Annotated in this window: 27 protein-coding genes; 9 read left to right on the top strand and 18 right to left on the bottom strand. The window is 59.2% G+C overall.

Features of this window, described 5'->3' with window-relative positions; all coding sequences use genetic code 11:
• Nucleotides 1-35: 35 nt before the first annotated feature.
• Nucleotides 36-1,298 carry a multicopper oxidase family protein gene (locus tag P2081_RS18180; protein WP_040104429.1) on the bottom strand — a complete coding sequence of 421 codons (1,263 nt, stop codon included), beginning with the start codon at nucleotides 1,296-1,298 and terminating at the stop codon, nucleotides 36-38.
• 125 nt (nucleotides 1,299-1,423) lie between these two features.
• The gene (locus tag P2081_RS18175; RefSeq protein WP_024099384.1) at nucleotides 1,424-2,005 is read right to left on the bottom strand and encodes a L,D-transpeptidase; all 582 of its coding nucleotides are present in this window, start codon (nucleotides 2,003-2,005) and stop codon (nucleotides 1,424-1,426) included.
• 179 nt (nucleotides 2,006-2,184) lie between these two features.
• On the opposite strand from P2081_RS18175, the gene P2081_RS18170 reads away from it, so the two are divergent.
• Together P2081_RS18170 and P2081_RS18165 are read left to right on the top strand one after the other, a co-directional pair.
• Nucleotides 2,185-3,021 (top strand): DUF305 domain-containing protein, encoded by an 837-nt coding sequence (locus P2081_RS18170; protein WP_024099385.1) that lies wholly within the window; start codon nucleotides 2,185-2,187, stop codon nucleotides 3,019-3,021.
• Nucleotides 3,022-3,033: 12 nt separating this feature from the next.
• The gene (locus P2081_RS18165) at nucleotides 3,034-3,798 is read left to right on the top strand and encodes a MauE/DoxX family redox-associated membrane protein (RefSeq protein ID WP_024099386.1); all 765 of its coding nucleotides are present in this window, start codon (nucleotides 3,034-3,036) and stop codon (nucleotides 3,796-3,798) included.
• 21 nt (nucleotides 3,799-3,819) lie between these two features.
• Here the strand turns inward: P2081_RS18165 and cueR are convergent, their stop codons facing one another.
• Both cueR and P2081_RS18155 read right to left on the bottom strand, forming a co-directional pair.
• Nucleotides 3,820-4,218: a Cu(I)-responsive transcriptional regulator gene (gene cueR, locus P2081_RS18160; protein ID WP_024099387.1), complete on the bottom strand. Its 399-nt coding sequence runs from the start codon at nucleotides 4,216-4,218 to the stop codon at nucleotides 3,820-3,822.
• A gap of 12 nt (nucleotides 4,219-4,230) precedes the next feature.
• Nucleotides 4,231-6,741: a heavy metal translocating P-type ATPase gene (locus P2081_RS18155; RefSeq protein WP_024099388.1), complete on the bottom strand. Its 2,511-nt coding sequence runs from the start codon at nucleotides 6,739-6,741 to the stop codon at nucleotides 4,231-4,233.
• Nucleotides 6,742-6,893: 152 nt separating this feature from the next.
• On the opposite strand from P2081_RS18155, the gene P2081_RS18150 reads away from it, so the two are divergent.
• Nucleotides 6,894-7,094 carry a heavy-metal-associated domain-containing protein gene (locus P2081_RS18150; RefSeq protein ID WP_024099389.1) on the top strand — a complete coding sequence of 67 codons (201 nt, stop codon included), beginning with the start codon at nucleotides 6,894-6,896 and terminating at the stop codon, nucleotides 7,092-7,094.
• Between the two features lie 42 nt (nucleotides 7,095-7,136).
• On the opposite strand, the gene P2081_RS18145 is transcribed toward P2081_RS18150, so the two are convergent.
• The 7 genes from P2081_RS18145 to P2081_RS18115 form a co-directional block, all read right to left on the bottom strand.
• Nucleotides 7,137-7,868 (bottom strand): DsbA family protein, encoded by a 732-nt coding sequence (locus P2081_RS18145; protein ID WP_024099390.1) that lies wholly within the window; start codon nucleotides 7,866-7,868, stop codon nucleotides 7,137-7,139.
• Nucleotide 7,869: 1 nt separating this feature from the next.
• On the bottom strand, nucleotides 7,870-8,352 hold the full coding sequence (locus P2081_RS18140; protein ID WP_024099391.1) for a c-type cytochrome: 483 nt from the start codon (nucleotides 8,350-8,352) through the stop codon (nucleotides 7,870-7,872).
• Entirely contained in the window at nucleotides 8,349-9,743 is a 1,395-nt protein-coding gene (locus tag P2081_RS18135; RefSeq protein WP_024099392.1) for a multicopper oxidase family protein, read from the bottom strand. Before P2081_RS18135 ends, P2081_RS18140 begins: the two co-directional genes overlap by 4 nt.
• A gap of 43 nt (nucleotides 9,744-9,786) precedes the next feature.
• A complete protein-coding gene (locus P2081_RS18130; protein WP_024099393.1) occupies nucleotides 9,787-10,704 on the bottom strand; it encodes a c-type cytochrome in 918 nt (305 codons plus the stop codon).
• Nucleotides 10,705-10,706: 2 nt separating this feature from the next.
• On the bottom strand, nucleotides 10,707-11,300 hold the full coding sequence (locus P2081_RS18125) for a c-type cytochrome (protein WP_024099394.1): 594 nt from the start codon (nucleotides 11,298-11,300) through the stop codon (nucleotides 10,707-10,709).
• 372 nt (nucleotides 11,301-11,672) lie between these two features.
• Nucleotides 11,673-12,131 (bottom strand): c-type cytochrome, encoded by a 459-nt coding sequence (locus P2081_RS18120; RefSeq protein ID WP_024099395.1) that lies wholly within the window; start codon nucleotides 12,129-12,131, stop codon nucleotides 11,673-11,675.
• Nucleotides 12,132-12,159: 28 nt separating this feature from the next.
• Nucleotides 12,160-12,720, bottom strand: a complete 561-nt coding sequence (locus tag P2081_RS18115; RefSeq protein ID WP_024099396.1) for a L,D-transpeptidase — start codon at nucleotides 12,718-12,720, stop codon at nucleotides 12,160-12,162.
• A 156-nt stretch (nucleotides 12,721-12,876) separates the two neighbouring features.
• Between P2081_RS18115 and P2081_RS18110 the strand changes: the two genes are divergently transcribed.
• Together P2081_RS18110 and P2081_RS18105 are read left to right on the top strand one after the other, a co-directional pair.
• Nucleotides 12,877-13,179, top strand: a complete 303-nt coding sequence (locus tag P2081_RS18110) for a DUF2933 domain-containing protein (protein ID WP_024099397.1) — start codon at nucleotides 12,877-12,879, stop codon at nucleotides 13,177-13,179.
• Nucleotides 13,180-13,463: 284 nt separating this feature from the next.
• Nucleotides 13,464-15,593: a protein-disulfide reductase DsbD family protein gene (locus P2081_RS18105; RefSeq protein WP_278924258.1), complete on the top strand. Its 2,130-nt coding sequence runs from the start codon at nucleotides 13,464-13,466 to the stop codon at nucleotides 15,591-15,593.
• A 28-nt stretch (nucleotides 15,594-15,621) separates the two neighbouring features.
• Here the strand turns inward: P2081_RS18105 and ccmI are convergent, their stop codons facing one another.
• The 7 genes from ccmI to P2081_RS18070 form a co-directional block, all read right to left on the bottom strand.
• Nucleotides 15,622-16,773: a c-type cytochrome biogenesis protein CcmI gene (gene ccmI, locus P2081_RS18100; RefSeq protein WP_024099399.1), complete on the bottom strand. Its 1,152-nt coding sequence runs from the start codon at nucleotides 16,771-16,773 to the stop codon at nucleotides 15,622-15,624.
• On the bottom strand, nucleotides 16,770-17,243 hold the full coding sequence (locus tag P2081_RS18095) for a cytochrome c-type biogenesis protein (RefSeq protein WP_024099400.1): 474 nt from the start codon (nucleotides 17,241-17,243) through the stop codon (nucleotides 16,770-16,772). The genes ccmI and P2081_RS18095 overlap by 4 nt, the downstream gene beginning before the upstream one ends.
• On the bottom strand, nucleotides 17,240-17,806 hold the full coding sequence (locus P2081_RS18090; protein ID WP_024099401.1) for a DsbE family thiol:disulfide interchange protein: 567 nt from the start codon (nucleotides 17,804-17,806) through the stop codon (nucleotides 17,240-17,242). Before P2081_RS18090 ends, P2081_RS18095 begins: the two co-directional genes overlap by 4 nt.
• An 8-nt stretch (nucleotides 17,807-17,814) precedes the next feature.
• Complete coding sequence (locus P2081_RS18085; protein ID WP_024099402.1) at nucleotides 17,815-19,815, bottom strand: heme lyase CcmF/NrfE family subunit; 2,001 nt, start codon at nucleotides 19,813-19,815, stop codon at nucleotides 17,815-17,817.
• A 65-nt stretch (nucleotides 19,816-19,880) separates the two neighbouring features.
• The gene (locus P2081_RS18080) at nucleotides 19,881-20,186 is read right to left on the bottom strand and encodes an SHOCT domain-containing protein (RefSeq protein ID WP_233486461.1); all 306 of its coding nucleotides are present in this window, start codon (nucleotides 20,184-20,186) and stop codon (nucleotides 19,881-19,883) included.
• Nucleotides 20,122-21,588 (bottom strand): ATP-binding protein, encoded by a 1,467-nt coding sequence (locus P2081_RS18075; RefSeq protein WP_024099404.1) that lies wholly within the window; start codon nucleotides 21,586-21,588, stop codon nucleotides 20,122-20,124. The genes P2081_RS18080 and P2081_RS18075 overlap by 65 nt, the downstream gene beginning before the upstream one ends.
• Nucleotides 21,588-22,310 (bottom strand): response regulator, encoded by a 723-nt coding sequence (locus tag P2081_RS18070; protein ID WP_007803380.1) that lies wholly within the window; start codon nucleotides 22,308-22,310, stop codon nucleotides 21,588-21,590. Before P2081_RS18070 ends, P2081_RS18075 begins: the two co-directional genes overlap by 1 nt.
• A gap of 188 nt (nucleotides 22,311-22,498) precedes the next feature.
• On the opposite strand from P2081_RS18070, the gene P2081_RS18065 reads away from it, so the two are divergent.
• The 4 genes from P2081_RS18065 (at nucleotide 22,499) to P2081_RS18050 (ending at nucleotide 24,777) form a co-directional block, all read left to right on the top strand.
• Nucleotides 22,499-22,972 carry a rhodanese-like domain-containing protein gene (locus P2081_RS18065; protein WP_024099405.1) on the top strand — a complete coding sequence of 158 codons (474 nt, stop codon included), beginning with the start codon at nucleotides 22,499-22,501 and terminating at the stop codon, nucleotides 22,970-22,972.
• Between the two features lie 90 nt (nucleotides 22,973-23,062).
• A complete protein-coding gene (locus tag P2081_RS18060) occupies nucleotides 23,063-23,500 on the top strand; it encodes an ion channel (RefSeq protein ID WP_040104431.1) in 438 nt (145 codons plus the stop codon).
• 161 nt (nucleotides 23,501-23,661) lie between these two features.
• Nucleotides 23,662-24,111, top strand: coding sequence for a DUF6010 family protein (locus P2081_RS18055; protein ID WP_024099407.1), 450 nt, complete (start codon nucleotides 23,662-23,664; stop codon nucleotides 24,109-24,111).
• Nucleotides 24,112-24,114: 3 nt separating this feature from the next.
• Complete coding sequence (locus tag P2081_RS18050; protein WP_024099408.1) at nucleotides 24,115-24,777, top strand: TVP38/TMEM64 family protein; 663 nt, start codon at nucleotides 24,115-24,117, stop codon at nucleotides 24,775-24,777.

Below are 24,777 nucleotides of genomic sequence, written 5' to 3'. Positions count from 1 at the left end.
CAGAGATTTGTAACGGTATGTATCCGTCTCGACCCTCAGCCGACTCTGATCCACGTTGCCATACCGTCGGCTTGGTGGCTCAACATGTGGCAATGCAGCATCCAGGATCCCGGATTGTCCAGGACGACGAGAATATCCCGCGTCTCGCCGATATCCAGTAAGGTCGAGTCCCGGTATGGACCGGCTTCCCCCGCCGCATCGAGTTCCCAGAAATGGTGGCCATGCAGATGCATGACGTGTGGAAACCCGGTTTCGTTGCGGATTGAAATGCGCACGGTCGTCCCCTGCGCGACGGATAGGAAAGGGGTTCGAGGCAGTCCAGATACGTCATTGAGCGCCCATGTTCCAGTGCCGTTATGGGACGCGCTTCCCGCACCTCCCTGGAGCACCAGCTCCGCGGTTTGGCCGGGGTCTTGCGGGGCGGGCATTCGGTTGGCGGGCAACGCGGTGATGGGCACTTTCGCAGGGTCACGAGAGCCGGAAACAGCGATTTCGCCAAGGCTCAACGTCCGCTCTCCAAAGCTGTCGTCGAATCTAATAGGCCCGGTCGCATCACCAATCACATCGCATCTTTGCCCCGGAGCTAGGAGGATGGGTTCGAGTGTCTGTGGCTGCGCCAGGGGCATACCATCCAGTGCAACGATCTTGCCTGCCAGACCGTCCAGCCCGACACGGTAAACCCTGTCGATAGAGGGATTTATCAGGCGCAAACGCAGGCGGTCGCCTTGTCTCACATTCTTGCTGGTTCCATTGGAAACAAGCGCCGTGACCGTATTGCCGATACGGCCCTCGGTCGCGAAATGAGCCGGGTTGAACCCTTCGTCGTACTGTCCGGACTGATCCAACAAGACATCGAAGAACTGAACAACAATGTCATGGTCGACAGCCGGCGCATTTTGCTCCTCGACGATGAAGGCGCCGAAAAGGCCGCGGCTGACCTGATCGTAAGACAGGTAATGCGAGTGATACCAAAACGTGCCGGCATCCGGGACGCCGAATTGATAACGAAACGAGTCGCCCGGAATGACCACATCCTGAGTGAGAACGTTGACACCATCCATCCGATTTGGAACCCGCAACCCATGCCAGTGAACAAGAGCGCCCTCCTCCAATCGGTTGTCGAGGGTAATGCGGGCGGTTTGTCCCTGTCGCACTCTGATTTCAGGACCCGGAAGACCACCGTTGAAGCCCAACATCGACACGTTGTACCCAGCAAGGCGCACCTTGATCGATTGGGGTGCGAGGATCAACTCGGATGTCGCCGCCGGCAAGCGGGTACCAGCCAGCGCAGCGGTCATACCGCCAAGGAAAGACCTCCGGCTCAAAGACAATTCCGTCACCTCATGAATGATGGACTGGCTTCCGCCAACTGCTGTGCTTGTGCCATTTCCGGTGGAGGAGCTTCAAGGCGACAGAGCGCTCCTCACGCCGTTGTCACTTTGGGATAGAGAAAGACGCGAGCGCCGATTTCAACGCGATCGTACAGATCCTTCACATGCTCATTCGTCAATCGCGCGCATCCATTCGACACGGCCGACCCAATTGTCTCGGGGACGTTCGTTCCGTGAATGCGAAGATAGGTATCGCGTCCCTCATCATCATGGAGATAGAGCGCGCGGGCCCCAAGCGGGTTGTTTGGCCCGCCTTTCAGCCCATCCTTGTACTTCGCGTACTTATGTGGCTCGCGCCGGATCATGGCGTTCGTTGGCCGCCACCATGGCCATTTGGCCTTGCGCGCTACCGTGAACTCTCCGGGTTCGTACAAACCTTTGCGCCCTACCCCGACCCCGTAGCGGATCGCCATCCCGTCCTCGAGCATGAAATAGAGGAAAAAATCGTCGGGAACGACGTGGATGTCCCCGTTCATCCAGTCATCACGACGGGTGTTTATCAATTGCGGTTCGAACCGTTCGGGCAATTTGACTTTGTGGGCCCAGCCAGTTGTCGGCAGCAAGCAACCCAACGCTCCGGCACAAATCAATTCTCGTCTCGTGAAATTCTGCATGGCGCGATCTCCTCGGACCCATGAAAATTCAGTGCGCGTCAGGGGCAAAGAAAAGAAGCCGTGAACCGGGGCAAACGACGCGCCTTTGTTGCCTTGAAACTACGAAAATTCGCGCTTTTGGAACTCTCCAGCGCTGGAATGTTGTTGTTTTACAGAGAACTGCAAGAAGGTGACTGGAAATGCACTACTCACGATTCTTTATGATGATCGGAACATCGACCGTGGTCATGTTCGTTCTGATGTACCTGAACACCTATCTTTGGGGCCATATCTTCTTTTCGGAGACACGCCTTTACATGGCCATCCTGATGGGGGCGACCATGGCCGTGATCATGTTGGCTTACATGTTGTCCATGTATCAGAACACCAAGGTCAACATCGCGATCTTCGGGGGCGCCATACTTGTCTTTGCGGCAAGCCTCTGGCTGGTACGCGGGCAATTTACGGTGCAGGACAGGTCCTACATGCGCGCCATGATCCCGCACCACTCGATCGCCATCATGACGTCGACTCGTGCCGAGATCACCGACCCGCGCGTCCGGGGGCTGGCAGACGACATCATCTATGCCCAAGATAAAGAAATCGCCGAAATGCGCTACCTCATTGCTGACATTGGCGCAAACGGTGAGGCATCGGCCACGCCGACCGGAACGCCGGTACAGGTCGTGGATGCGCAACAGGCGCTTCAAACGGAGGTCGTGTCAAAAATCGATCCCGAGTTTCTGACGGAAGACGAAATCGCAGCGGTGTTCCCGAATGGTGGAGACTGCCGATTTGCCTACACCTCGGACAGTCCAGCCGTGCTGGTGACCGGTGAGACCGGCGAAGGGACTGGGGCCGCGATGAAGATCAGCGGTGACCTGGTGCGCCTGGATGCGCAGGGCGAAAATGCGTTTTCTCAAGGCCCGCTATCGGCCGAGATCGTAGAGACAGACGGTGACCTGACCGATCTGATCGTCAGCGCGGAACCCGACTACGAAGCCGGGTTCCGTGGTCAATTCACCTGCGCCGGATAAGGAGGAAAGCATATGCCCCGGGACACAGACAGTAAATCCGCGCAGCTTTATCGCATGGTCATGCCGGGCCATGTCTGCCCCTACGGTCTGAAATCGAAAGACCTGCTGGAACGGCAGGGCTTCGAGGTGGAAGACCATCCGCTTGAGAGCCGCGAAGACAACGATGCCTTCATGAAGAAGCATGGCGTCGAGACGACGCCGCAGACCTTCATCGGCGGCGAACGGATCGGCGGCTACGATGATCTCAGGGTGTTTTTCGACATTGACCCGCCCAAGGAAGAGCAAAGCGACACGACCTACCAGCCGGTCATCGCGATCTTTTCCGTCGCCGCGCTATTGGCACTGGGCCTGTCTTGGCACCAGTACGGGTCGGTCTTTACCTTGCGCGGGTTCGAATGGTTCATTTCGCTGTCCATGACCATTCTCGCGATCCAGAAATTGCAGGATGTCGAAGGGTTTTCGACGATGTTCCTCAACTACGATCTGCTGGCGCGCAAATGGGTGCGTTACGGCAAGGTCTACCCGTTCGGCGAAGCGTGGGCAGGTATCCTGATGACTGCCGGTGCGCTGCTGTGGCTCTCGGCGCCTGTCGCCTTGTTCATCGGCACGGTCGGCGCTGTCAGCGTGTTCAAGGCTGTCTACATTGAAAAACGAGAGTTGAAATGCGCCTGCGTCGGCGGGGACAGTTCCGTGCCGCTGGGATTCATCTCGCTGACCGAAAACCTGATGATGATCTTCATGGGTATCTGGATGCCGGTCCGCGCAATCTGGTTCTGAAACGCGCCGAACCGGCCCCGTTTATTCGGACAATTGTACAGGTGAGAGATCTGCGAGGATCGGGCAATCCGGACGATGATCCCCGGCACATTTCTCCACAAGATCGGTAAGCGTCGTTCTCATGGATTGCAGCTTCTCTATCTTCTCCTCAATCTGGCGAAGATGCTCTTCCGCCACCGCCTTCACCTGCATGCTTTCGCGGTTTTCATCCTCGTAGAGAGCCAGAAGCGTCCTGCAATCTTCGATGGTGAACCCCAAGGCCCGTGCTCGACCGAGAAACGCCAGCTTGTGAACGTGGTTCTCGGTGAATGCGCGATAGCCGTTCTCACTTCGGTTCGGGCGGATCAGCCCGATTTCCTCGTAGTAGCGGATTGTTTTTGGGGGCACACCCGATTGTCGGGAAACGTCTCCGATGTTCATGTCGAACCTCCGTTATTCTGCTGGAGCAGGAGTGACAGCTGCCAGCTCTGCCGGGATTGCGCGCTGCTCGTCCATCGCCGGCGCGATACCTCGCAGGCGCAGGGCATTGGTTAGAACGAACACCGACGACAACGCCATCGCGCCCGCCGCGAGAATTGGTGACAGGAGCAGCCCAAAGGCCGGATAAAGCACCCCGGCGGCGACCGGAATCAGCGCGACATTGTAAGCAAAGGCCCAGAACAGGTTCTGCCGGATGTTTCGCATGGTTCGCCGCGACACTTCGAAGGCATTCACCACGCCGCGCAAATCGCCGGACATCAGGACGACATCCGCGGACTCGATGGCCACATCAGTGCCGGTGCCAATGGCGATACCCACATCGGCATGCGCCAGCGCCGGGGCGTCATTGATCCCGTCGCCGACAAAGGCGATGCGCTTGTTCCCTTCGCGCAAACCGTCAAGCGCCGCGACCTTGCCGTCTGGCAGAACGCCGGCAACGACATGGTCGATGCCGGTTTCGCGGGCGATGGCTTCGGCGGTTTCGCGTTTGTCCCCTGTGATCATCGCAACCGCAAGACCCTTCTCGTGCAGCGCTGCGATGGCTGCGCGGCTTGCCGGTTTGACCGGATCGGCGACGCCGATCACGGCGGCGACACGTCCATCTATGGCAGCGTAAAGCGCCGTGCGACCCTTGCTTGCGATCTTCGTTTCCTCTGGAGTCAATGCCGAGACGTCAATGCCTTCGCGCGCCATGTAGCGGTCGGCCCCAACCAACACCTCCACGTCTTCGACCACGGCGCGCACGCCGTAACCTGTGACCGATTGAAAGCCTTCGGCCCCCGCAAGAGGTGCGCCCTCGGCCCGCGCGGCACGGACGATGGCGTCCGCGACAGGATGCTCGGAGAGCGACTCCACGGCGGTGATCTTCGAGAGCGTTGTTGAACGATCGAACCCTTCGGCCAGCACCAGGTCAGTCAGTGCGGGTCGCCCCTCGGTCACCGTGCCTGTTTTGTCGAGGGCGACCACATCAACGGAATCAAGTTGCTGCAAGGCGTCGCCCTTGCGGAACAGGACACCCATTTCCGCAGCACGTCCCGTCCCGACCATGATCGAGGTCGGCGTCGCAAGCCCCATCGCGCAGGGGCACGCGATGATCAGCACCGACACACCGGCGATCAGCGCCATTGTCAGGGCCGGATCAGGCCCGAAAACCAGCCAGACCAGCACGGTCGCCGCCGCGATCGCCATGACGGCAGGTACGAACCAAAGCGTGATCCGGTCGACCAATCCCTGGATCGGCAGCTTGGCGCCCTGGGCCTCTTCGACCATGCGAATAATTTGCGCCAGGGTTGTGTCGGCGCCGACCCGCGTGGCGCGGAATTGCAGACTTCCGGCACCATTGACCGTCCCGCCGGTCACCGGATCTCCGGCACTTTTTTCAGCGGGAATCGGCTCGCCTGTCAGCATGCTTTCGTCGACGCGGCTGGTCCCCTCGATGACCTCGCCATCAACCGCGATGCGTTCACCAGGGCGCACGATGACGATGTCACCCTGAACTAGCGCATCGATCTCGATCTCTATGCTTTCACCGTCCCGCATCACGCGTGCGGTCCGCGCCTGAAGCCCCAGCAGCTTCTGGATGGCCGCGCCCGTTCTCCCCTTAGCGCGCGCTTCAAGAAAACGCCCCAGCAAGATGAGGACGACGATGACCGCTGCCGCCTCGAAGTAGACAGAGCGCAGCGTGTCAGGCAAGGCCGATGGTACGAATGTCGCAACTACGGAATAGAAGTAAGCCGCCCCGGTGCCGACCGCGACGAGGCTGTTCATGTCGGGCGCGCCCCGGAATAGGGCCGGGAAACCCTTGGTGTAAAACGTCCGGCCCGGGCCGAAGAGAACGATTGTCGTGAGAACGAATTGAAGAAGCCAACTCGTCTGCTGACCAATCGTGGTCTCGATAAGCATATGAACGGCCGGAATGACGTGGCCACCCATCTCGATCAAAAAGACCGGCAAGGCGAGGATGGCTGCAAAGGTGACCCGTTTGGCAAGCGCCAGAGCCTCTTCCTCCTTGCGCGCAACCCTGTCGTCACCGGCTTGGGCCGTTGCCACGGTGGCCGGATACCCTGCCGCGCCGCTTGCATCGATCAGATCGGATGTCGTGACAAGACCTTCGACGTAAACCACCGTCGCCGTCTCGGAGGCGAGGTTGACGTTCACCTCGACCACCCCGGGCACCGCGGCAAGCGCCTTGCCGACCCGCCCGACACAAGAGGCACAGGACATGGCCGCAATCGTGAGTTCGGCCCTGACCGTCCGCGCAGGGTAGCCCAGCTCGCGGAGAGTTTCGATGACTTCCGGAACGCGCTTGAGCGCGTCCACGCTCATACGCGCGGTTTCGGATGCAAGATTCACCGACACATCCTCTACGCCGTCGATTGCATTCAATGCGCGATCGACCCTGCCGACACAGGACGCGCATGACATGCCTTCGATCGGCAGGCTGATCTGTTTGGGTTCGGGCATATGTTTCACCTGTTTTTCCATTCGAGGTGGAATGTAGGGCTTCCAGTAACTGGAGGGTCAATGGGAGGGCGCCAAATAAATTTCTTCTCTTGACCTTCCAGCGCGGGGAAGCCCCATGTCACCGGCAGAAATCAGATCAAGGAGTGGTTCCGATGAAGTTCAGCGTTCCGGACATGAGCTGTGGGCATTGCACCGCAGCAATCGAAAGCGCAGTGAAAACCGCAGATCCGAATGCAGGCGTAGAATGTGACCTTTCTGCCCGACAAGTGCGTGTCGACAGCGTGTTACCAGCCGATCAGGTCCAAGCGATCATTCGGGATGCGGGCTATGACGTGGAACCTGCGGCCGCTTGATGCAGTGCCCGGACCACCCAGGGGCGGTCCGGGCAGGAACTTTCAGTCTTCGTCTTTGCGGGCTTCCTCGACCAGGTCGGCAAGCTGCGCCTTTTCGACGAAGCCCGGGACCAGCGCATCCCCGATCACGAAAGACGGCGTGCCGTTGACTCCCAGAGCTTGAGTCAGTTGCATGGAGGTCGCAATGTGCTCTTCGACCTCGGGGGCCTCCATGTCCTTGCGCAACTGCGCGATATCCAGGCCGATCTCCCTGGCCACGCGCAGCACGGAGTCCTCTTCGGCGCGGCCTTGCAGGCCCATCATGGCCCAGTGGAACTCTTCATACTTGTCCTGTTTGCGCGCTGCCAAGGCCGCTTTTGCGGCAAAGACCGATCCGTCTCCGAGAATGGGCCATTCGCGATAAACCAGCCGAATGTCGGGATCGGCGTCCATCAAGGCAAGAATCTCGGGTTTGACCCGCCGACAATAGGGACAATTGTAGTCAAAGAATTCCACGATGGTGACGTCCCCTTCGGCGTTGCCAAGAACCGGTGCATTCGGATCGTTCTCGATCAGATCGCGCTGGTCATTCAGAACTTCGGCCTGACTGAGCTCCTGCGCTTGCGCCTGCCTTTGTTCAAGGATGGCGACGGCCTCCATGACAATCTCCGGGTTCTCGCGGATTGCTTCGAGCACAATTTCCTTGACCCGGGACTCTGACAGTTCGTCGGCGAGTACCGGTAGCGGAAGCAAGGCAGCTATCGCGACCGTCGTGAAGGCTTGTCTGAAACGCATTTTAGTTCTCTCCCCGTTGTTCGTCGGCTTCTGTTCGCGCGGCCTGGACTTCGCGAACGCGGTCTGGCCAGGTGGACCGGATGTAGGCCAGGATGTTGTGGATTTCCTGGTCGGTCAGAATGTCTGCGAAACCCGGCATTCCGCTGTCGTATTCGACGCCCTGACGCGCCAGCAGCGCCGCACCCCCCAGTTTTGTGTAATCGAAGAGCAGGCTGTCAGGATGATGCCAGGTGTGACCCGTCTCATCATGCGGTGGCGCTGGCAGGCGCCCATCCGCGCCGGAAGTTCGCCATTCCGGCTGGCCTTCCAGATCCGCGCCATGACAAGACGCGCAGTTGTCTGCGTAGAGCAACGCGCCTTCTTCGATGTCGTAGCTCTCCGCCTTGGACGCGCTGCCGACATCCGAGGATGCACTGGTCGAGAGCCAATACGTGAAGGCGGCTGCGACGACAGTGATCGGAACGGACCAAACAAGATACCTCATGTGACCCGTATCCAGGTTGTCATGCCGGACGCGGCGTGGCTGAGCATGTGGCAATGGAACAGCCACTTTCCGGGATTGTCTGCCGTAAAGGCGATCTCCCGGGACACGTTGCCAGCCAATAGGATTGTGTCCCGCATCGGCCCGAACGCGCCGTCGGGACGCAGCTCGCGGAAATGCATCCCGTGCAGGTGCATCGCATGTGGGAACACGGTCTGGTTCTCGATCTTCAAGCGCACCGGCTCGTTCAGGGATAGATCGGCCAGTGGCGTGTCGGTCATATCGGCGACATCATTCAGGGCCCAGAACTTGCCCGCTTGGGCAAGCTGACGGAATCCAAGACGTTCCCTGCCGAGCAGCGCAGACTGCATCCGCCCCATCGCACCGCCGGACATGACCAGCCGCAAATCACGCGCATCGGCAAGGTCCGGGGCGTGTGCCCCAGGGTTCGGCGGCAACGGCAGTGGCTTGCCTCTTGGTACTGAACTGGCTGTGCCGTCGACAGGAAAACTCACGAGCGGGGTCAGTTGATCATCATCGCCGATGCGAAGCAATTGGGCCACGCCGCCTTCGTCTTCGGTCACATCGACAATTAAGTCGACGCGCTGTGCCGGGCTGAGGATCAACTCGCCGTCAATCTGCTGGGGTTGGCCGATCGGCATTCCATCGACGGCCACCGTCCAGCCACTCAACCCCGAGAGCGTCAGCGGGAAAATTCGCGCGCTTGCTGCGTTGATGATCCGCAAGCGAATGCGTTCGTTGCGCTTCGCAGGCAAGGTCAGGTCATAGCGCCCATTGGTCGTGATAAAGTTGCCGATGCGTCCACCGTGGCTCATCATCATGGGCTGTTCGAAATTGTCGAACAGCTGCCCGCTCTCAGGGTCGAGCAACCAGTCCTCCAGAACGATGACTTCCTCGCGGTCGATGTCCGGTCCATCGACCTCTTCGACGATCAAGGCACCGCGCAGACCACGCGCGACTTGCTCGTATGAGCGATTATGCGCGTGGTACCAATAAGTGCCGGCGTCCGGTACGACGAAGTCGTAGTCAAAGGTTGCCCCCGTCGCCACGGCCTTCTGGGTCAGCCCTGAAACGCCATCCATCGCGTTGTCGATCCGGATTCCGTGCCAGTGAACCGAACTGGGGTCCGGAACCTCGTTGCGGAACCTGCGACGCACCCGATCACCTTGTGCAACCCGGATTTCCGGGGCCGGAACAAGGCCGTCATAGCCCCAGATCTCTGTTTGCGGGTAGGTGTCCGGAAGAAGCTGTCGACGTGCAACCTTGGCAACCACGTCCTCGAACGGGGTTGCGGGATAAGCCGACCGTGGGATGGCCACGGCGCAGGCCGCCAGTGTTGTATGGCGCAAGAAATCCCGACGTGTTTGTTTCATTTCGATCCTCGAGAAAGCGAGGGCGTGTCGCCCCCGCGTGATGTTAGTTCGAAGCGGAGTTCTCCGCCTCGACCGTGTCCTTGTTCAGCAGGAAAAGCGCCATCGCTTCGCGATCGGCAGGTGTCAGAAACTGAGTTCCCTCGCGAACGACTTCCGCCATGCTGCCGCCGAAAGCATCGCCCGAAGGGGTGATGCCGGTCTGGAGCGCATAAGCGAGGTTTGAAACCGTCCAGTCATTTTTGGCCAGGTCTTTTGGCCGTATCGCGGGTGCCTTGCTGCCACCGGGAAGCTGGGCGTTGCCTGCAAAGGAAGCACCGATATCGCGGCCTCCCGCAAGATTGCGCGGCGTATGGCAGGCTCCGCAATGTGCCGCACCGCGCACCAATTCCCGTCCGCGATTCCATGGGCCGCTTCGCCCTTCAACCGGTTCGGTATCCGGATCGTAGAAGAACGCCGCTCGCCAGAGCTTCAGCCCCCACCGTTGGTCGAATGGGAATTCGACATCGTTCACCGGCGCGGGCTCGTCTACGGGTGGCACGGTTTGAAATGCTGCCCATAGGTCAGCGATATCCTGGTCGGAAAAATCCGCATAGAAGGTATACGGGAAAGACGGATAGTAGGGCGTTCCATCGGGGCCGATACCCTGCCGCACGGCTTTTGCGAACTGTTCTGCCGTCCATTCGCCCATGCCATGTTCGGGGTCTGTCGTCAGGTTGGGCGGATAGAACGTTCCGAACGGGGTTTCGAGCGGCGCCCCTCCGGCAAGTGGTGCGCCGCCCGCTTCAAAATTGGTATGACAGGCAATGCACCCACTGGCGCGCGCCAAATATGCGCCCCGGTCGACATTGCCCTCTGTTGCAATCGGAGTCACTGCACTGCCGACAGGCCATGCAATAACAGCGCCGAGGCCGGCCGTGCCAAGCACGGCGACCCCGCTGACGAGTGTCAAAAACCGGCGCATGGTTAGTCTTCTTCCGCCCGGAAGCGTTCATGGCATGCGGAACAGACCTGGGTCGTCATCGCGAATGCCGCGTCGGCGGGCATTTCGGAAATGGCGGCGGCATCCATCATGCCGCCTCTGCCCATCATCGCGCTCCCGCCCATCATGGTTGTATCGCTTCCCATCATGGATCCGCCGCCCATCATCGAGGCGCCATCCGTGGAGGTATTGCCACCCATGCCGCCCAATCCATTGTCGGCTGCGCGTTCCAGGCCCTCAGAGTATTCCTCCAGCTGACTTGCCAATGCTGCGAAGCGGTCCCAATCGGTCCACACCTCGTCTTTGGCTTCCGAGGGCATGCCCCCCGTGCCCTCCGGGAACAGCTTTGTCATGCTCTCGCCGGCGTGCTGCTGGAACAGGCGCGCTGCATCGCCCACTGTTTCTGCGTCATAGGCCGTTTCACCCCGCATCATCGGGGCTACGGTTTTGACTGCCTTTCCCATGGCGGCCATGGCATCCATGCGTTCCTTTACGATGCCCGTGGCACCGCTATGCGCAAATGCCGCAACCGCGGTTCCTGCAATCAACACTGCCGCTGCGATAGTCGTCTTTTTCATGTCTTCGATCCTTTAATGGGTCTGCTCTAAGAGGGGTGTGAAATCAGACCCACTTCCGTGGGGGTGGAGGATCGCTGTCGGGGCGCACTTCGGTTCGTTGGGTCGCGCCGTCTTGCATGACGGCGTTCATAAAATGAGGCTCGTAAACCACCGTTGCTGGGAACAACAACGCTGCCGGAACAGAACAGTCGAGTCCCGGATGACAGTGACCAGAGGCCTCGCTCGTAGATGGCCCCACATTTTCATGACTGTGTGATTCTTGCGCCAAAGACGATTCACCATGGAACGCTGGTGCCTCAGGGACACCGAGAACCACAAGGAACAGGCCAAAAACGATCGACAGGATCCATCTGTTCGTCTTCGACCAACGCATCAGTTGATCCCGTTGGCCCGCTGTAGTTCTCTGACATAGGCAGCCACCATCTTGACGTCTCCTTGGGTCAGCCACTCGATCTTGGGCATATTACCGAATTTCCAATGATGCGCACGCACGCCGTTCTGAGCGGCCAGAACAAAGGCCATATCGGAATGGTGGCCGGGTTCGTAAATCTTGTGCACCAAAGGCGGCGCAATATCGTTGCGTCCAGCAGCGTTTTCGCCGTGACACTCAGAACACTTGGTCTCGAATATGTTTTTGCCGATCGCTGCTTGCGTTGAGAGCTCGGAAGGCAGCTTGACCTGGACGATGGGGTCGCCTTGCGCGATCTCACTCGTGTCAGGTGGGGTCATCGAGTGGCCTACTGCTGTGTCCTGCGTACCAATGAACTGCCAAGCGGCAACGCTCCCGCCGATAACAAAAACGGCACCAATCAGCGCAGTCAATTTGTCCATGCCTGTATCTTCCGCCTTGTCTCTTGGGTCAGATGAGTTTGACTTGAGTGCCGACGGGCACCCGCTCGTAAAGCTCTTCAACCTGTTCGTTGAACAAACCGATGCAGCCATTTGACGACCGACGACCGATCTTTCGCGTGTCCTGTGTTCCGTGGATACGGTAGTATTGCCAGGACAGATACAATGCGCGGGTACCCAGAGGGTTGGCAGGATCGCCTCCCTCGACACGTGCCGGCCATTCTGGATTGCGTTCCCGCATGGAGGGCGTCGGCGCCCAGCTGGGGTTTTTGCGCTTTTCCACGACTTCGGTATAACCGCGTTTTGTGAGTTCAGCGGTCAGAGGAACGGATGTCGGATAGATCCGCATTGACCCATCTGCTGTCCAATGCTGCAGAGCCCGTGTTTCCGTGTCCGAGATAATGATACCCTTTCCAAGCGTATCGAAATGGTCTTGCCACTCGTGAACTCGGAAAGAAGAGATATTGCGGCGAATGACTTCGGCCCGAACCACGCTTGGGGCGGCCAAAGCAACCGCCGCCAAACCCAATAGGCGTCGTCGGTTAATCTTGTTATTCCGCAAAGACGTCATGACACACTCCTAGCCTCGGTTTTGTCACACGTCTTTTACGCGAGACCCGGCATCTGGCAACCTGACAAGGCCGCGAGAAGTGTATCCATTTGTATCCTTGACCTTGCCCCCCTGGAGGGTCGCAAATGGCGGCAGATAAGCAGCCAAGAGGGCGACATGGACCACCAGAACCATAAGAACAAGCCAACCGCAGACAGGCTCATGCATTACGGAATGATGGCGTGTTGCATTGTGATGCTCTTACCTGTCGCCGGTTTTTTTCTTGCTGGCGGCACACTCGCGGGTATGTGGAGCAATGCAGCCGCTTTCGCGCCACTGCTGCTTTGCGTTGGGGCGCATCTCGTGATGCACAAATTTATGGGAAAGTCGTGCCATTCGAACGAAGAGAAAGGCAGTATCGAAGAAACACCCGTGTCCGTGCCTTCTGCGATTCCCGTGGTTGCACGCAACAGGCGATAATTTGCGCGGGAAAATGCGAGCAAGCGCATGGTTGCTGACGATTACAACGCTTGGCGGATGCGCCGCAAGTCTTGAAGACTGTCCCGAGCGGGAGGTCATCGTTTCCACCAAGCAGGCATCGATCATCCTCCCCGACGGGTGTCGGTTGATATCCTCGTCCTCTGCCGACGTAGCGCGTGTTGTTTGTTCTGATGGTCGACAAGGCTTTGCCGTCGGCGGTCTTTGAGACAAAGTTCCGGGTGCAGATTCAACCCGAGCCGGCTTTAAGGGAAGGAAGCGGATCCTTGGCGAAAACCCTGTCGACACTGCGCCGGGTTCTGATTTTGCCCGCACTGATCCTGGCGCTTTCCTCTGGCAGTGGCTCGGCGGAGACATCAGCCGCGTATCAAAGCTCTCCGCTGAAGGCGCATCTCATCACGGCACAGGACGGTGTTTCCAAGAACACGCAGACTCTTTCCGCCGGACTTCATCTCCAACTGAACGAAAACTGGAAGACCTATTGGCGGTCGCCAGGAGAGGTGGGAATACCGCCTTCGGTCGAATGGAGCGGTTCCGAAAACGTCGCAGATGTCGAATTCATGTGGCCTTCCCCGACACGCTTCACCGCCTTCGGCATCGAAAATTTTGGTTATGCGGGTGAAGTCGTCTTTCCGCTGCGCATAACGCTCAAAGATCCCGGCGCACCTGTGACTCTTTCCGCGCAAGTCAAACTGCTGGTGTGCTCCAATGTCTGTGTCCCGGAAGAGTTCGACCTGTCACTTCGCCTCGGACGCGGCAACGGCATCGACAGCACTGCGGCTGGGCTGATTGGCACGTTTTCCGAGCGCGTCCCCGAAGGAGCCGAGGCGGGTGGCGTCAGCGAGGCAAATGCCTTCATCGACGAAGACCTCACGGAGTTGATCGTCAATCTGCGCGTCGATGAACCACTCCAGTCGCCGGATGTGTTTCCCGAACTGGGTATCGGTGTTGCGCTTGGCAAACCCGATATACGTTTGGGAGAAGAGGATCATTTGCTTTGGGCGCGCTTGCCGATCCTCTCGTCGAATACGGATGTGACGGTGGCGCCGTCGATTACCGTCACCGATGGCGAGAACCGGGCCTTCACCGTGATTGCGGATCGCGTGGCGCGACGTACGGCACCGCCCTTCGAACTGGCCGCCACGACACCGGACATGATGGAACTGCTCTGGATTGCCGTGATCGCGCTGCTGGGTGGATTGATCCTGAACGTGATGCCCTGCGTGCTGCCGGTGCTGTCCATCAAGGTGTCGTCTGTGCTCAAACACACAGATCACGACACAACCCGTGTCCGGTTCGGTTTCGTCGCAGCCGCCGCTGGCATCATGACGTTCATGTGGGGTCTGGCGCTCATCCTTTGGGCGCTCCAGACGGCAGGGCTCAGCGTCGGGTGGGGGCTGCAATTTCAAAGTCCGCTATTTCTTGCGGTGATGATCGCAGCCCTGCTCGTCTTTTCGGCAAATCTGTTCGGAGCGTTCGAGTTCGCCCTTCCACAAGGCATGCAGACAAGGCTTGCAGATACCGGAGGGCGGAGCGGATATTCCGCCGACTTTTTCACCGGCATGTTCGGTGCCGTCATGGCGACGCCTTGTTCGGCACCGTTCCTCGGCACCGCGGTGGCCTTTGCTTTGGCCGGGCGTGGCGTGGACATTCTCATCGTCTTTACGAGCCTCGGGCTCGGCCTCGCCCTGCCCTATCTCGTCATCGCCGCGTTCCCGCGTCTGGTCGCGTTCATGCCCAAACCTGGCCGGTGGATGCTGATCGTCAAGAGCTTGATGGGGATCTTGCTGCTTGCAACCGCCGTTTGGCTGTTCTGGGTGCTCGACGGTGTCGCCGGGCTGGCCTCCGTCATCGCGGTCGCGGCGTCTTCCGGTCTCGCCGTTCTGATCTTGTCCCTCCCGAATGTGCAGTCCCAATTCAGATGGTCTATTGCCACGGCCAGTCTTGTTCTGGCTCTTGCCGCGGGTCCTCTCCTGCAGCAATCAGCGCCTGCCCGTGCAGGGTCGCAATCGGCGTTGGCTTGGGTCGCATTTGAACGTTCGGACATAGCGAAACGCGTGTCCGCAGGAGAGGTCGTCTTTGTCGATGTAACAGCTGACTGGTGCCTGACTTGCAAAGCGAACAAGACACTTGTTATCGACCGGGAGCCGGTCCGCAGTACGCTGGACGGGCCAGGCGTCACGCCGATGCAGGCAGATTGGACACGCCCGGACGCGCGCATTTCCCGTTACCTTGAGAGTTTCGGCAGATATGGCATCCCTTTCAATGCCGTCTATGGACCGTCGGCACCAAACGGCATTGTGCTGTCCGAATTGCTTACGACCGAAGACGTGATGGACGCCTTGGCGCAAGCCAGCGGTCGAGATGTTTCCGCAAAGGTTGCCGGACAGGAGTGATCTGCCCGGGCGGGACACCGACCAGCAGTCAGCCGCCGAGCCGCTCGAGCGCAGCGCGGACCGCCGCACGCCGAGGATCATTGGCGGGCTGCTGCTCCAACAGCGCTTCAGCCTTACGGTAGGCCTCAATGGCGCGATCCTGCTCCTGAAGGACGGTATAGGCGTTTGCCAGCCGCATCCAACCATCCAGATCTTCCGGTTCATCCTCAAGACGCCCAGCCAGCCGCGAGACCATCGAGCGGATGAACTCCGCGCGGTCCGCGTCATTCATCTCTGACGCCGCCGCAACATCTGCCGCACTCGGGCCGGGTTGTGATGTCGGCCCGCTGGGTAGATCGACGACCGGGAGGTCGGCGGCCGCTGCAATCCGGTTGATCTGCAAAACGTATGTTTCCATCCAGGGCACGAACGTCTTTTCCTGGTTCAGCCGGGAAACGAGCAGATCGTAGGCCTTACGCGTCTCTTCTTTTTGAAGATGGTAGAGAGACTCGAAATAGGTTGCCGCAGGATTGGATGGGTCAAGTTCCAAAGCGCGATCAATGGCCAATTTCGCCCGTGGAATAACAACGCCATCATTGGCAACCGCGACAGCCTCCGCCAGCATAGAGAATGTCGCGGAGGTGGCATCCTCCCGTTTGGCGACAACTTCAAATGCTTCGACAGCATCAACTGTTCTGCCCATGCGCTGATAGGTCTGGCCCAACAGCATCCACCCTTCGCTGGGGCCGCCGGTCGGATCGGATACAAGCCTTTCGCGAAGTTGTATTGCAAGCGCCGTCACTTCATCAGTCTGTGCGCGCTCCTCTGCACGGGCAGCGAAGGCCATTGAAGGCACCTCAGGCGATCCCATTGTCAGATAGTAGCCCGCGGCAATAACCGGCGCGAGGACCGCCGCGACAACGAGAGTGACTCTGCCGCCATTGCGGGATGATCCGGTTTTTTCTCCCGAATTGCGGGTCGTCGCGAGGATCCGTTTTTTGATCTCGAGTCTGGCTGCTTGAGCTTCCTGTTCAGAAATCAAACCGCGGTCCATGTCTCGTTGAATTTCCCGCATCTGATCGGCAAGGATCGCCGGTACCGCATCTCCTCTGGTGAGAGTGTTCGATTTGGACAGCAGCAGCGGGTAGAGGACAATTCCGACTGCGAGCAGCGTCAGAAGACCGAAAATACCCCAGATCATGACGCATCCCCCGCTTCGTTTCGTCTGAGAATTTCGGACACGGTGTTTTCATCCTCCGAGCCCAAATCTTCAAATGCCTCTTGCTTTCGCCGACTCATCAGTACCCCACCACCAACGAAAACCCCGATGAGGACGAAAGCGATCGGCGCAAACCAAAGCGCGTAGGTCGCAGGCTCCAGAGGCGGCTTCAGCAGCACGTAATCCCCGTACCGCGCCCGAATGTATTCGATCACCTCGGTGTCAGCGTCTCCGGTGACCAGTCGCTCGCGTACGAGCAGACGCAAGTCCCGCGCCACACCCGCGTTCGAGCTGTCGATGTCCTGGTTTTGACAGACGACGCATCGTAGATCCTTGGAAATCTCCCGCGCACGCTGTTCCAATACCGGGTCGCTCAGCATTTCGTCCGGTTCGACCGCATTGGCGGCAAAGGGAAAGAGCCCGATGCAAAACGCGAAAATCAACTGTCTCATAATGCTGCTCCATTTGGCAGTGCGCCTGCTTGCTTCAGGGCTTGCGTGAACCGTTCGACGGCGTCCGGACCGACGACCGGCCCGACATAGCGAAACAAAACGGTACCACCGCCATCGACGATGAAGGTTTCCGGCACGCCTGACAGGCCCCATTCGATCCCGGTGCGGCCCGACAGGTCGGACCCGATCCGCTCGTAGGGATTGCCGAGGTCATTGAGCCACTTCACGGCATCCTCTGGTTTGTCTTTGTAGTTGATGCCGAACAACCGCATGCCCCCGCGTTCGACAAAGCGTGTCAACACGGCATGTTCCGCGCGGCAGGGCACGCACCAGGACGCAAAGACATTGACCACGACCGGTCGTTCGTTGCCGACAAGATCGCTTCGGGCCAGGCCGGGTGTCTCCAACCCCGGCACGGGATCGAGATCGAACGCCGGGGCCGGTTGCGAGATCAGGACGGAAGGGATCTCATTGGGATCCCGGTCGGGATTGAGCCCCCAGAGAAAAAACCCCCCGAATATGACCGCCGCAATAAACGGCAGCCCGGCAGTGAGACGTTTCATCTTCTCTCCTACTCCGCAGGAACAGCATCGCTGGCTGGCTGTTTGGCGCGGCGCGGCGCCCCGACCCTCAAACGGCGATCCGACAAGGACAAACAGCCACCGATCACCAGCAAGATCGAGCCGATCCAGATCAGGTTGACGAGCGGTTCATAGAGGATCCGAAGGGTCCAGGCTCCGGCGTTGTTCACTTGATCGGAGGCCGGCGTTGCAATCGACGTATAGAGATCACCCGCCAATGTGGACCGGATGGCCGACTCCGTCGTCTGACTTTCCGCGACCGGGTAATACCGCCGTTCCGGGAATAGTGTCGTGACCAGTTCGCCATCCCGACGCACCACAAGGGTGCCGCGATCCGCGATGTAGTTCGGCCCTTGAACCTTTGCGGCCCCTTCGAAGGTGATGTCGAACCCGGCGATCGTGACTTCGGTCCCGGGGCCGGCAAAGACGATCTCCTCACTTTTCCATCCGGTCGAGCCGATCATCCCCATCATCAACACAGCGACGCCGGCATGGGCAAGCGTCATACCGTGAGAGGCGCGTGGCAGGTTGCGCGCGCGTCTCGCGCTCTCCGCAAGGGAAACCTCGAACAGACGGATGCGTAGCGCCCATTCCCGTAGGGTCGCAAAAAGCAGCCACGCTGCGCCAAGGATGGCAAGATAGGCCATGATCGGCCCACCGTTCAGAAGATACCATGCGGCCGAGGCTGCAATGACCGCCAGCACGGCCACGAACCGAATGCGATCGAGCAAACCGGCGATATCAGCCCGCTTCCACGGCAGGAATGGACCAAGACCCATGAACACGACCAGCGCCAGCATCATCGGAATGAAGGCCGCGTTGAAGAAAGGTGGACCCACCGAGATCTTGTCCCCGGTGACAGCTTCGAGGATCAGCGGATAAAGCGTCCCGAACAGGACCGTTCCCGTAGCGGCGGCCAGAATGAGGTTGTTCACGAGCAGCCCGGTTTCGCGGCTGATCGGGCGAAACAGACCACCCGGCTCCATTTCGGGCGCCCGCCAGGCGTAGAGCGCCAGCGACCCACCGATGGACACGGCCAGCAGACCCAGAATGTAAAGCCCGCGCTCTGGATCGACGGCGAAGGCATGCACGGAGGTAAGCAGGCCGGATCGGACGATGAACGTGCCGAGAAGTGAAAGCGAGAAAGTCAGGATGGCAAGCAGGATGGTCCAGCTTTTGAACGCGTCGCGCTTTTCGGTGACGATGGCGGAATGCAGCAGCGCCGTGCCCAGAAGCCAGGGCATGAAGCTCACGTTCTCGACCGGGTCCCAGAACCACCAGCCGCCCCAGCCCAGTTCATAATAGGCCCACCAAGATCCAAGAGCGATACCTGCCGTAAGGCTGACCCACGCGGCCAATGTCCACGGGCGGACCCATCTGGCCCAGGCTGGATCGACGCGCCCTTCCAGAAGAGCCGCAACGGCAAAGGAAAATACGATGGAGAAGCCGACATACCCGAAATACAAAAGCGGCGGGTGCATGGCGAGACCCATGTCCTGAAGCAACGGGTTGAGGTCATTGCCGTCGAGCGGCGGCGGAAACACCCGCTCGAAGGGGTTCGACGTCAGCAGCAGGAAGGACAGGAAGCCGACGCTGATCCACGCCTGCACCGACAAGGTGCGCGCCTTGGTCTCGGCGGGGATGTTCGATCCGAACCAGGCGACGCCCGCGCCGAACACCGCGAGTATCAGGATCCAGAGCAGCAGCGAACCCTCATGGCTGCCCCAGGTCCCGGCCACCTTGTAGAGCATCGGCTTGAGCGAATGGGAATTCTCGACGACGTTCCTGACGGTGAAGTCGCTGGCGATGAAGGCCTGCATCAGCGCTGCGAAGGCTATGGCCACAAACAGCACTTGTCCTATTGCCGTCGCCTGGGCGGATTTCATCCAGACGGCGTTTCCACGCGATGCACCTGCAATCGGCAGAACGCTTTGAACGAGCGCAAGCGCCAGCGCGAGGGCCAGTGCGAAGTGACCAATTTCCGGGAACATGGCGTTCTTTCCTATCCAGTGTTGGTGGGCGTCGCGTCGGACGGCTTTGGCGTCCGCGGCGGGGTCTATTCGTCGAGCGTTGCTTTGCGGTGACGGAACTCTTCTTCGTCGATTTCCCCATTCGCAAAGCGGCGCCGGAGCGCTTCCTGCGCGTCCGAGTCCGGGGGACGGGTGCCATTGTCCCGCAGCCTGAGTACCAGAAACACGATCAATGCGATCACGGCGCCCCAGAAGGCGAGCATCATGAAGCCGCCCATAAAGCCATAGCCTCCGCCCCATATGTGACCTGTCCAGGAGCCTGGACCATCAGCTCGCGCCATGCTGGCGGGCAAGCTGGCCAGCAACGTTGGAATGAGCGTTTTCAGTTTCATCTGTTTCTCCTTCGATTAGTTCGCTTTCATCCAGTGGGATGGTGACAACAGCGCGCAAACCCGCGCTGTTATGGTTGACCAGCTGGATATCGCCGCCATGGGATTGGACGATTGTCCTCGCGATTGAGAGCCCAAGCCCATAACCGCCCGTTTCCAGAGACCTCGATTGCTCGAGGCGATAGAAGGGATCGAAGACCTTTTCCAACTGGTCGACGGGAATGCCGGGCCCATTGTCATCGATGTTGAGTACGAGGTTCGAACCGTGGGTCGCCCAGCTGACTTTTGCGGCACCACCGTAGCGAACGGCGTTCTCAAGCAAGTTCCTCAGTGCCCTTCGGAACGCGTTGGGTCGAAGCCGCACGGCAACATCATCACTCGGGGCAAAGGTGCAGTGTGCCGCCATATCGCTGCACAAGCTGTCCAGAAAATTGCGCAGATCGACCACTTCGGAGCCTTCTGATCCGGTAAGGCCCCGTGCAAAGGTGAGCGTCGCTTCGACCATACTCTGCATCTCTTCGACCGATGCGATGAGGCTGTCCCGCGTCTCTTCTTCGTCAACCAGCTCCGCGCGGACACGCATAGCAGTCAACGGCGAGCGTAAATCGTGACCAAGCGCTGCGAGCATCCGTGTCCGATCACTGACAAACCGGGTCAGCCGTCGTTGCATGCGGTTGAAGGCGACGGTCAGATCCCTGACCTCGGTCGGCCCTGCGACGGTCAATTCAGGCACATCCTCGCCCCGGCCAAGATGGTCCGAGGCCTTCGACAGGTGCCGCAAAGGACGCGTCAGGCGCGTCATGACAAACCAGAAAATCGCCACCAAAAGCAGTCCGGCGGAAATTCCAAAGGTCAGCATCGAATAGAAAGGCCATTGGATTGGTGGACGCTCGAACCGCGTTCCGACATTCAGCCAACGCGCTCCCTTAATGGCGATCGACAGGTTCATTTCAACCGCTGTCAACTCTCCGCGCATCATCGCGAGATGCATTTCCGTCATTTCGTCAGAAAGATTGGGCAAGGGCCTCAATTCGCCCTCGATCTCGTGCAGTTCAACGCGAATATCGCGGCTGTAGCTATCGTCCATTAGCGCACGGATACGCCCTTCAACAAGGTCGCCATGCGAATGACTGGTGTGTTCCACACTCGGAGCGTCTGACAGATCAAACCGGATAAGTGGTGAATTTGCTGCGCGAAGGATGGAATTCTGCAGGTCCAACGGGGCCTCTTCGATCAACCGCGCCACATTCGCTGCGCGTCCAGCAGCCTCGAACCCCAAAGCAGCACGGATGGCCAGGCTGCGCTCGTCAGCGAACAGGAACAGGCTGATCGCCTGGGCCACGACAAGTGCCGCGACCACAAGCAGGATCAACTGGCCGCTCAGAGATCTCATCGCACGGCGCATCACGGCGCATCCTCGACATCGGCAGCCAGGCAGTATCCGCCGTTCCGCACAGTCTTGATGACACTCGGTCGCAATACATCCGGCTCGATTTTGCGACGGAGGCGGCTGATCTGATTGTCGATGGTGCGATCCATCGGGCCTGCCGTCCGACCAGCGGTCAGGTCAAGCAACTGGTCACGGCTGAGCACCATCCGGGCGCGTTCCAGCAGGACCGCCAGCAATTTGAACTCGGAGGTCGTCAATGGCGTCTCGGTGGTGGACTCGTCAATCAGCACCTGCCGGTCGGTATCCAGTATCCAGTGCGCAAAAGAGACTTTCCTCCCAGCGAGGCTTCCGGCCACGGGTTCGTCGCGGTTGCTTCTCCGAAGAACCGACTTGATGCGGGCGAGCAGTTCTCGTGGATTGAATGGCTTGGCGAGATAATCGTCCGCACCGATTTCCAGCCCCACGATCCGATCCGTTTCCTCACCAAGCGCCGTCAGCATGATGATCGGAAGATCACCTTCTGGCGCAAGTCTGCGGCAAACCGACAAACCGTCCTCGCCCGGCATCATGACATCGAGCACGAGCAGGTCGAAGTGACCGGTGGCCAGCTTGGCATCCATCTCCACGGCATCCCTGGCGACGGTCGTGCGCATTCCGTTCTTCTCCAGAAAGCGCGCGACGCTTTCACGTATCTGTGCGTGGTCATCCACGATAAGGATATGAGGTGGCGGTCCCATGGTGTCTTTCCTAAATCATCGTTGCATCGTGTTTCATGGGCAGAATTGTAGCCATTTGTATCAGGTCAGTCCCTTGCTACAGATGGATACAAATCTGTGCCTGCACCGTGTCGTGCTCCCGGGTAGCGTTGCTGGCATGTTATGTGACCTTTGGGATCGCAACCGATCAAAGGATGAGGTTTTCGAATATGGCTCTTGATTTGAACCGGCGCCGTTTCATTCTGGGTGCTCATATGACGGTGCTGACCGTCACGGCGTCACCGCTGCTGGCGCAGAGCCGATCTGTCTGGTCGGCAGAGAATGCCTTTGACGCGCTTCTATCGGATACGGCGCGGATCATCGATGTCAGAACGCGCGAAGAGTGGCAAGAAACCGGCGTAGGTGCTGGTGTATGGCCGATAAGCATGCACGCGTCCGGTTTTCCGGACCGATTGTTCAGGGCGAAGGAACTGAGCGGTGATCGCACCGTTGGACTGATCTGCGCCACTGGCGGACGCTCCGCATCGCTGCTTCGAGCGTTAAGACAAGCTGGTTATTCGGGCTACGCCGATATCTCGGAAGGGATGTTGGGATCAGGCGAAGGGCCTGGCTGGATTGCATCGAACTTGCCGACCGTTCCGGTGGATGTCGCCCTGAACGGGTTGCCCCCCGCGTTGGCCTGACCTGTGAAGAATCAATCGGTCCAGTTGTGCTAAAAAGCCTGATGTATGGTCAGATTGACCTGTTTGAATAGGAAGACGGGTTTGGGGGGTATGACCGAGTTGATGGCCATGTTTGTCGGAATATGCGCGGCGATCCTGATGGGAATTGTCCATCATTATGCGTTGTCGGGCATTCTGAAGTTTTCCCCGCAGCGGTCGGATGGCTCCGGCTTTCGGATCATCCTGACGTTTTCCGCGTTGCTGTTGCTGCACGTATTGGAACTTGTGACGCTCGCCGTGTTCAACACGATGGTGGTGGCAAGCGTTCTGCCGCAATCGTTCAGCAACAGCCCGCCGATGTTTCAGGATGTTCTCTATGTTACGGGCATCTCGTTCTCGACCCTTGGCTATTCGTCCATAGAGGTGGTCGGGCCCTTTCGACTGTTGCTGATGCTGCAATCGCTTTTGGGCTTCATGTTGCTGACCTGGTCAGCGACGTTTCTTTACTCAGCCTGCCAGCAAGTCTGGCAGAAGGCGAAAGATGACTGAAAATCGCCACGCGCGTCGGACATGAACCGGGCGTCAGCGTCAAATGCGTCCTGATATCGGTCCTTTGACCTCCCCGTGGAACGGTTGAGTGAGCGCCGCGTTGCGCGCGTGGATGAATAACCCTTGACCTTCCAGTTGCTGGAATCCCTAGGTACCAAGCCATGGCACAGATTTTCAAAAAGACAGGCGATCACTTATCGCACCATCGACACGGGGATATCTTGAAATTTCCCGTATGGGTTGGCGTGTTGATTGTCTTGCTCTCAATGCCGGCTCACTTGTTTTTGGATGAAAAGAGCTCGATAGCTCTTGCTTCGATCACGCTTGCTTTGATTGGCGGTGCCTATATCGGCTTTGGCGCCGCGGACGGCAGAGCGCGCGTGTTCTGGGCAGAGCTCGCCGTGGCCCTTTTGTTCGGCTCGGCAGCCTTCCTGGGGCTGATATGGCATTGGGCCTTCCTCCCCTTGGGCTTGGCCCTGCACGCCCTTTGGGACATGTCACACCACAATTCTTATCGTCTCGCCCGGATTCCGAACTGGTATATTCCATTCTGCGTGGCCTTTGACCTTTTGGCAGCGACGTTCTTCGTTCTGCTCTATGCCGTGTTTTGATCCATGATGATGCGCGTTCTTCTTATTGCGGTGTTCCTGATGGGAGTCGTCGCATTGGCCTTCCCCGACGTCCTTGGCGTCGACATTCGCCTGCCGGATCGTGCGGAAATTGACCGCTGGATCGAGGCGGCAGGTCTTGCCGGACCAATTGTCATCGTGGCCCTTATGACAATCGCTATTGTCGCAAGCCCCCTGCCCTCGGCGCCGATCGCACTCGCCGCCGGAGCGGCTTATGGACACACGTACGGGACGCTCTTCGTCGTTCTAGGTGCGGAACTCGGTGCGCTTGCCGCCTTTGGTCTGGCCCGCGGCCTGGGTCGTCCCTTCGTTGAGCGTCATCTCGGTCAGAAGATTAACGCGGGCCTGTTCGGGTCCCAGAACACTCTGACCTTCCTGGTCTTCGGCAGTCGCCTTCTGCCGTTTCTGTCCTTCGATATGATCAGTTACGCCGCAGGTCTGAGCAAGCTGCATCTTTGGAGGTTCGCGCTGGCCACGATGGCCGGGATTATTCCCGCAAGTTTTTTGCTCGCTCACATGGGCAGCCAGGCGATGAACGGAGATTCCCGCACCGCCACATGGACCGCGCTTGCGCTCGGTGGCTTTACCGGCCTGTCGGTTCTCTTGGCCGCCACGCGAAAGACCGGCGCGCAACGGGAGGAGAGCTGA

It is taken from the genome of Pseudophaeobacter profundi (assembly GCF_029697505.1).
GTDB lineage: Bacteria > Pseudomonadota > Alphaproteobacteria > Rhodobacterales > Rhodobacteraceae > Pseudophaeobacter > Pseudophaeobacter profundi.
Note: the sequence above shows the minus strand (reverse complement) of the source record. Positions and strands in the feature narration are given on the sequence as shown.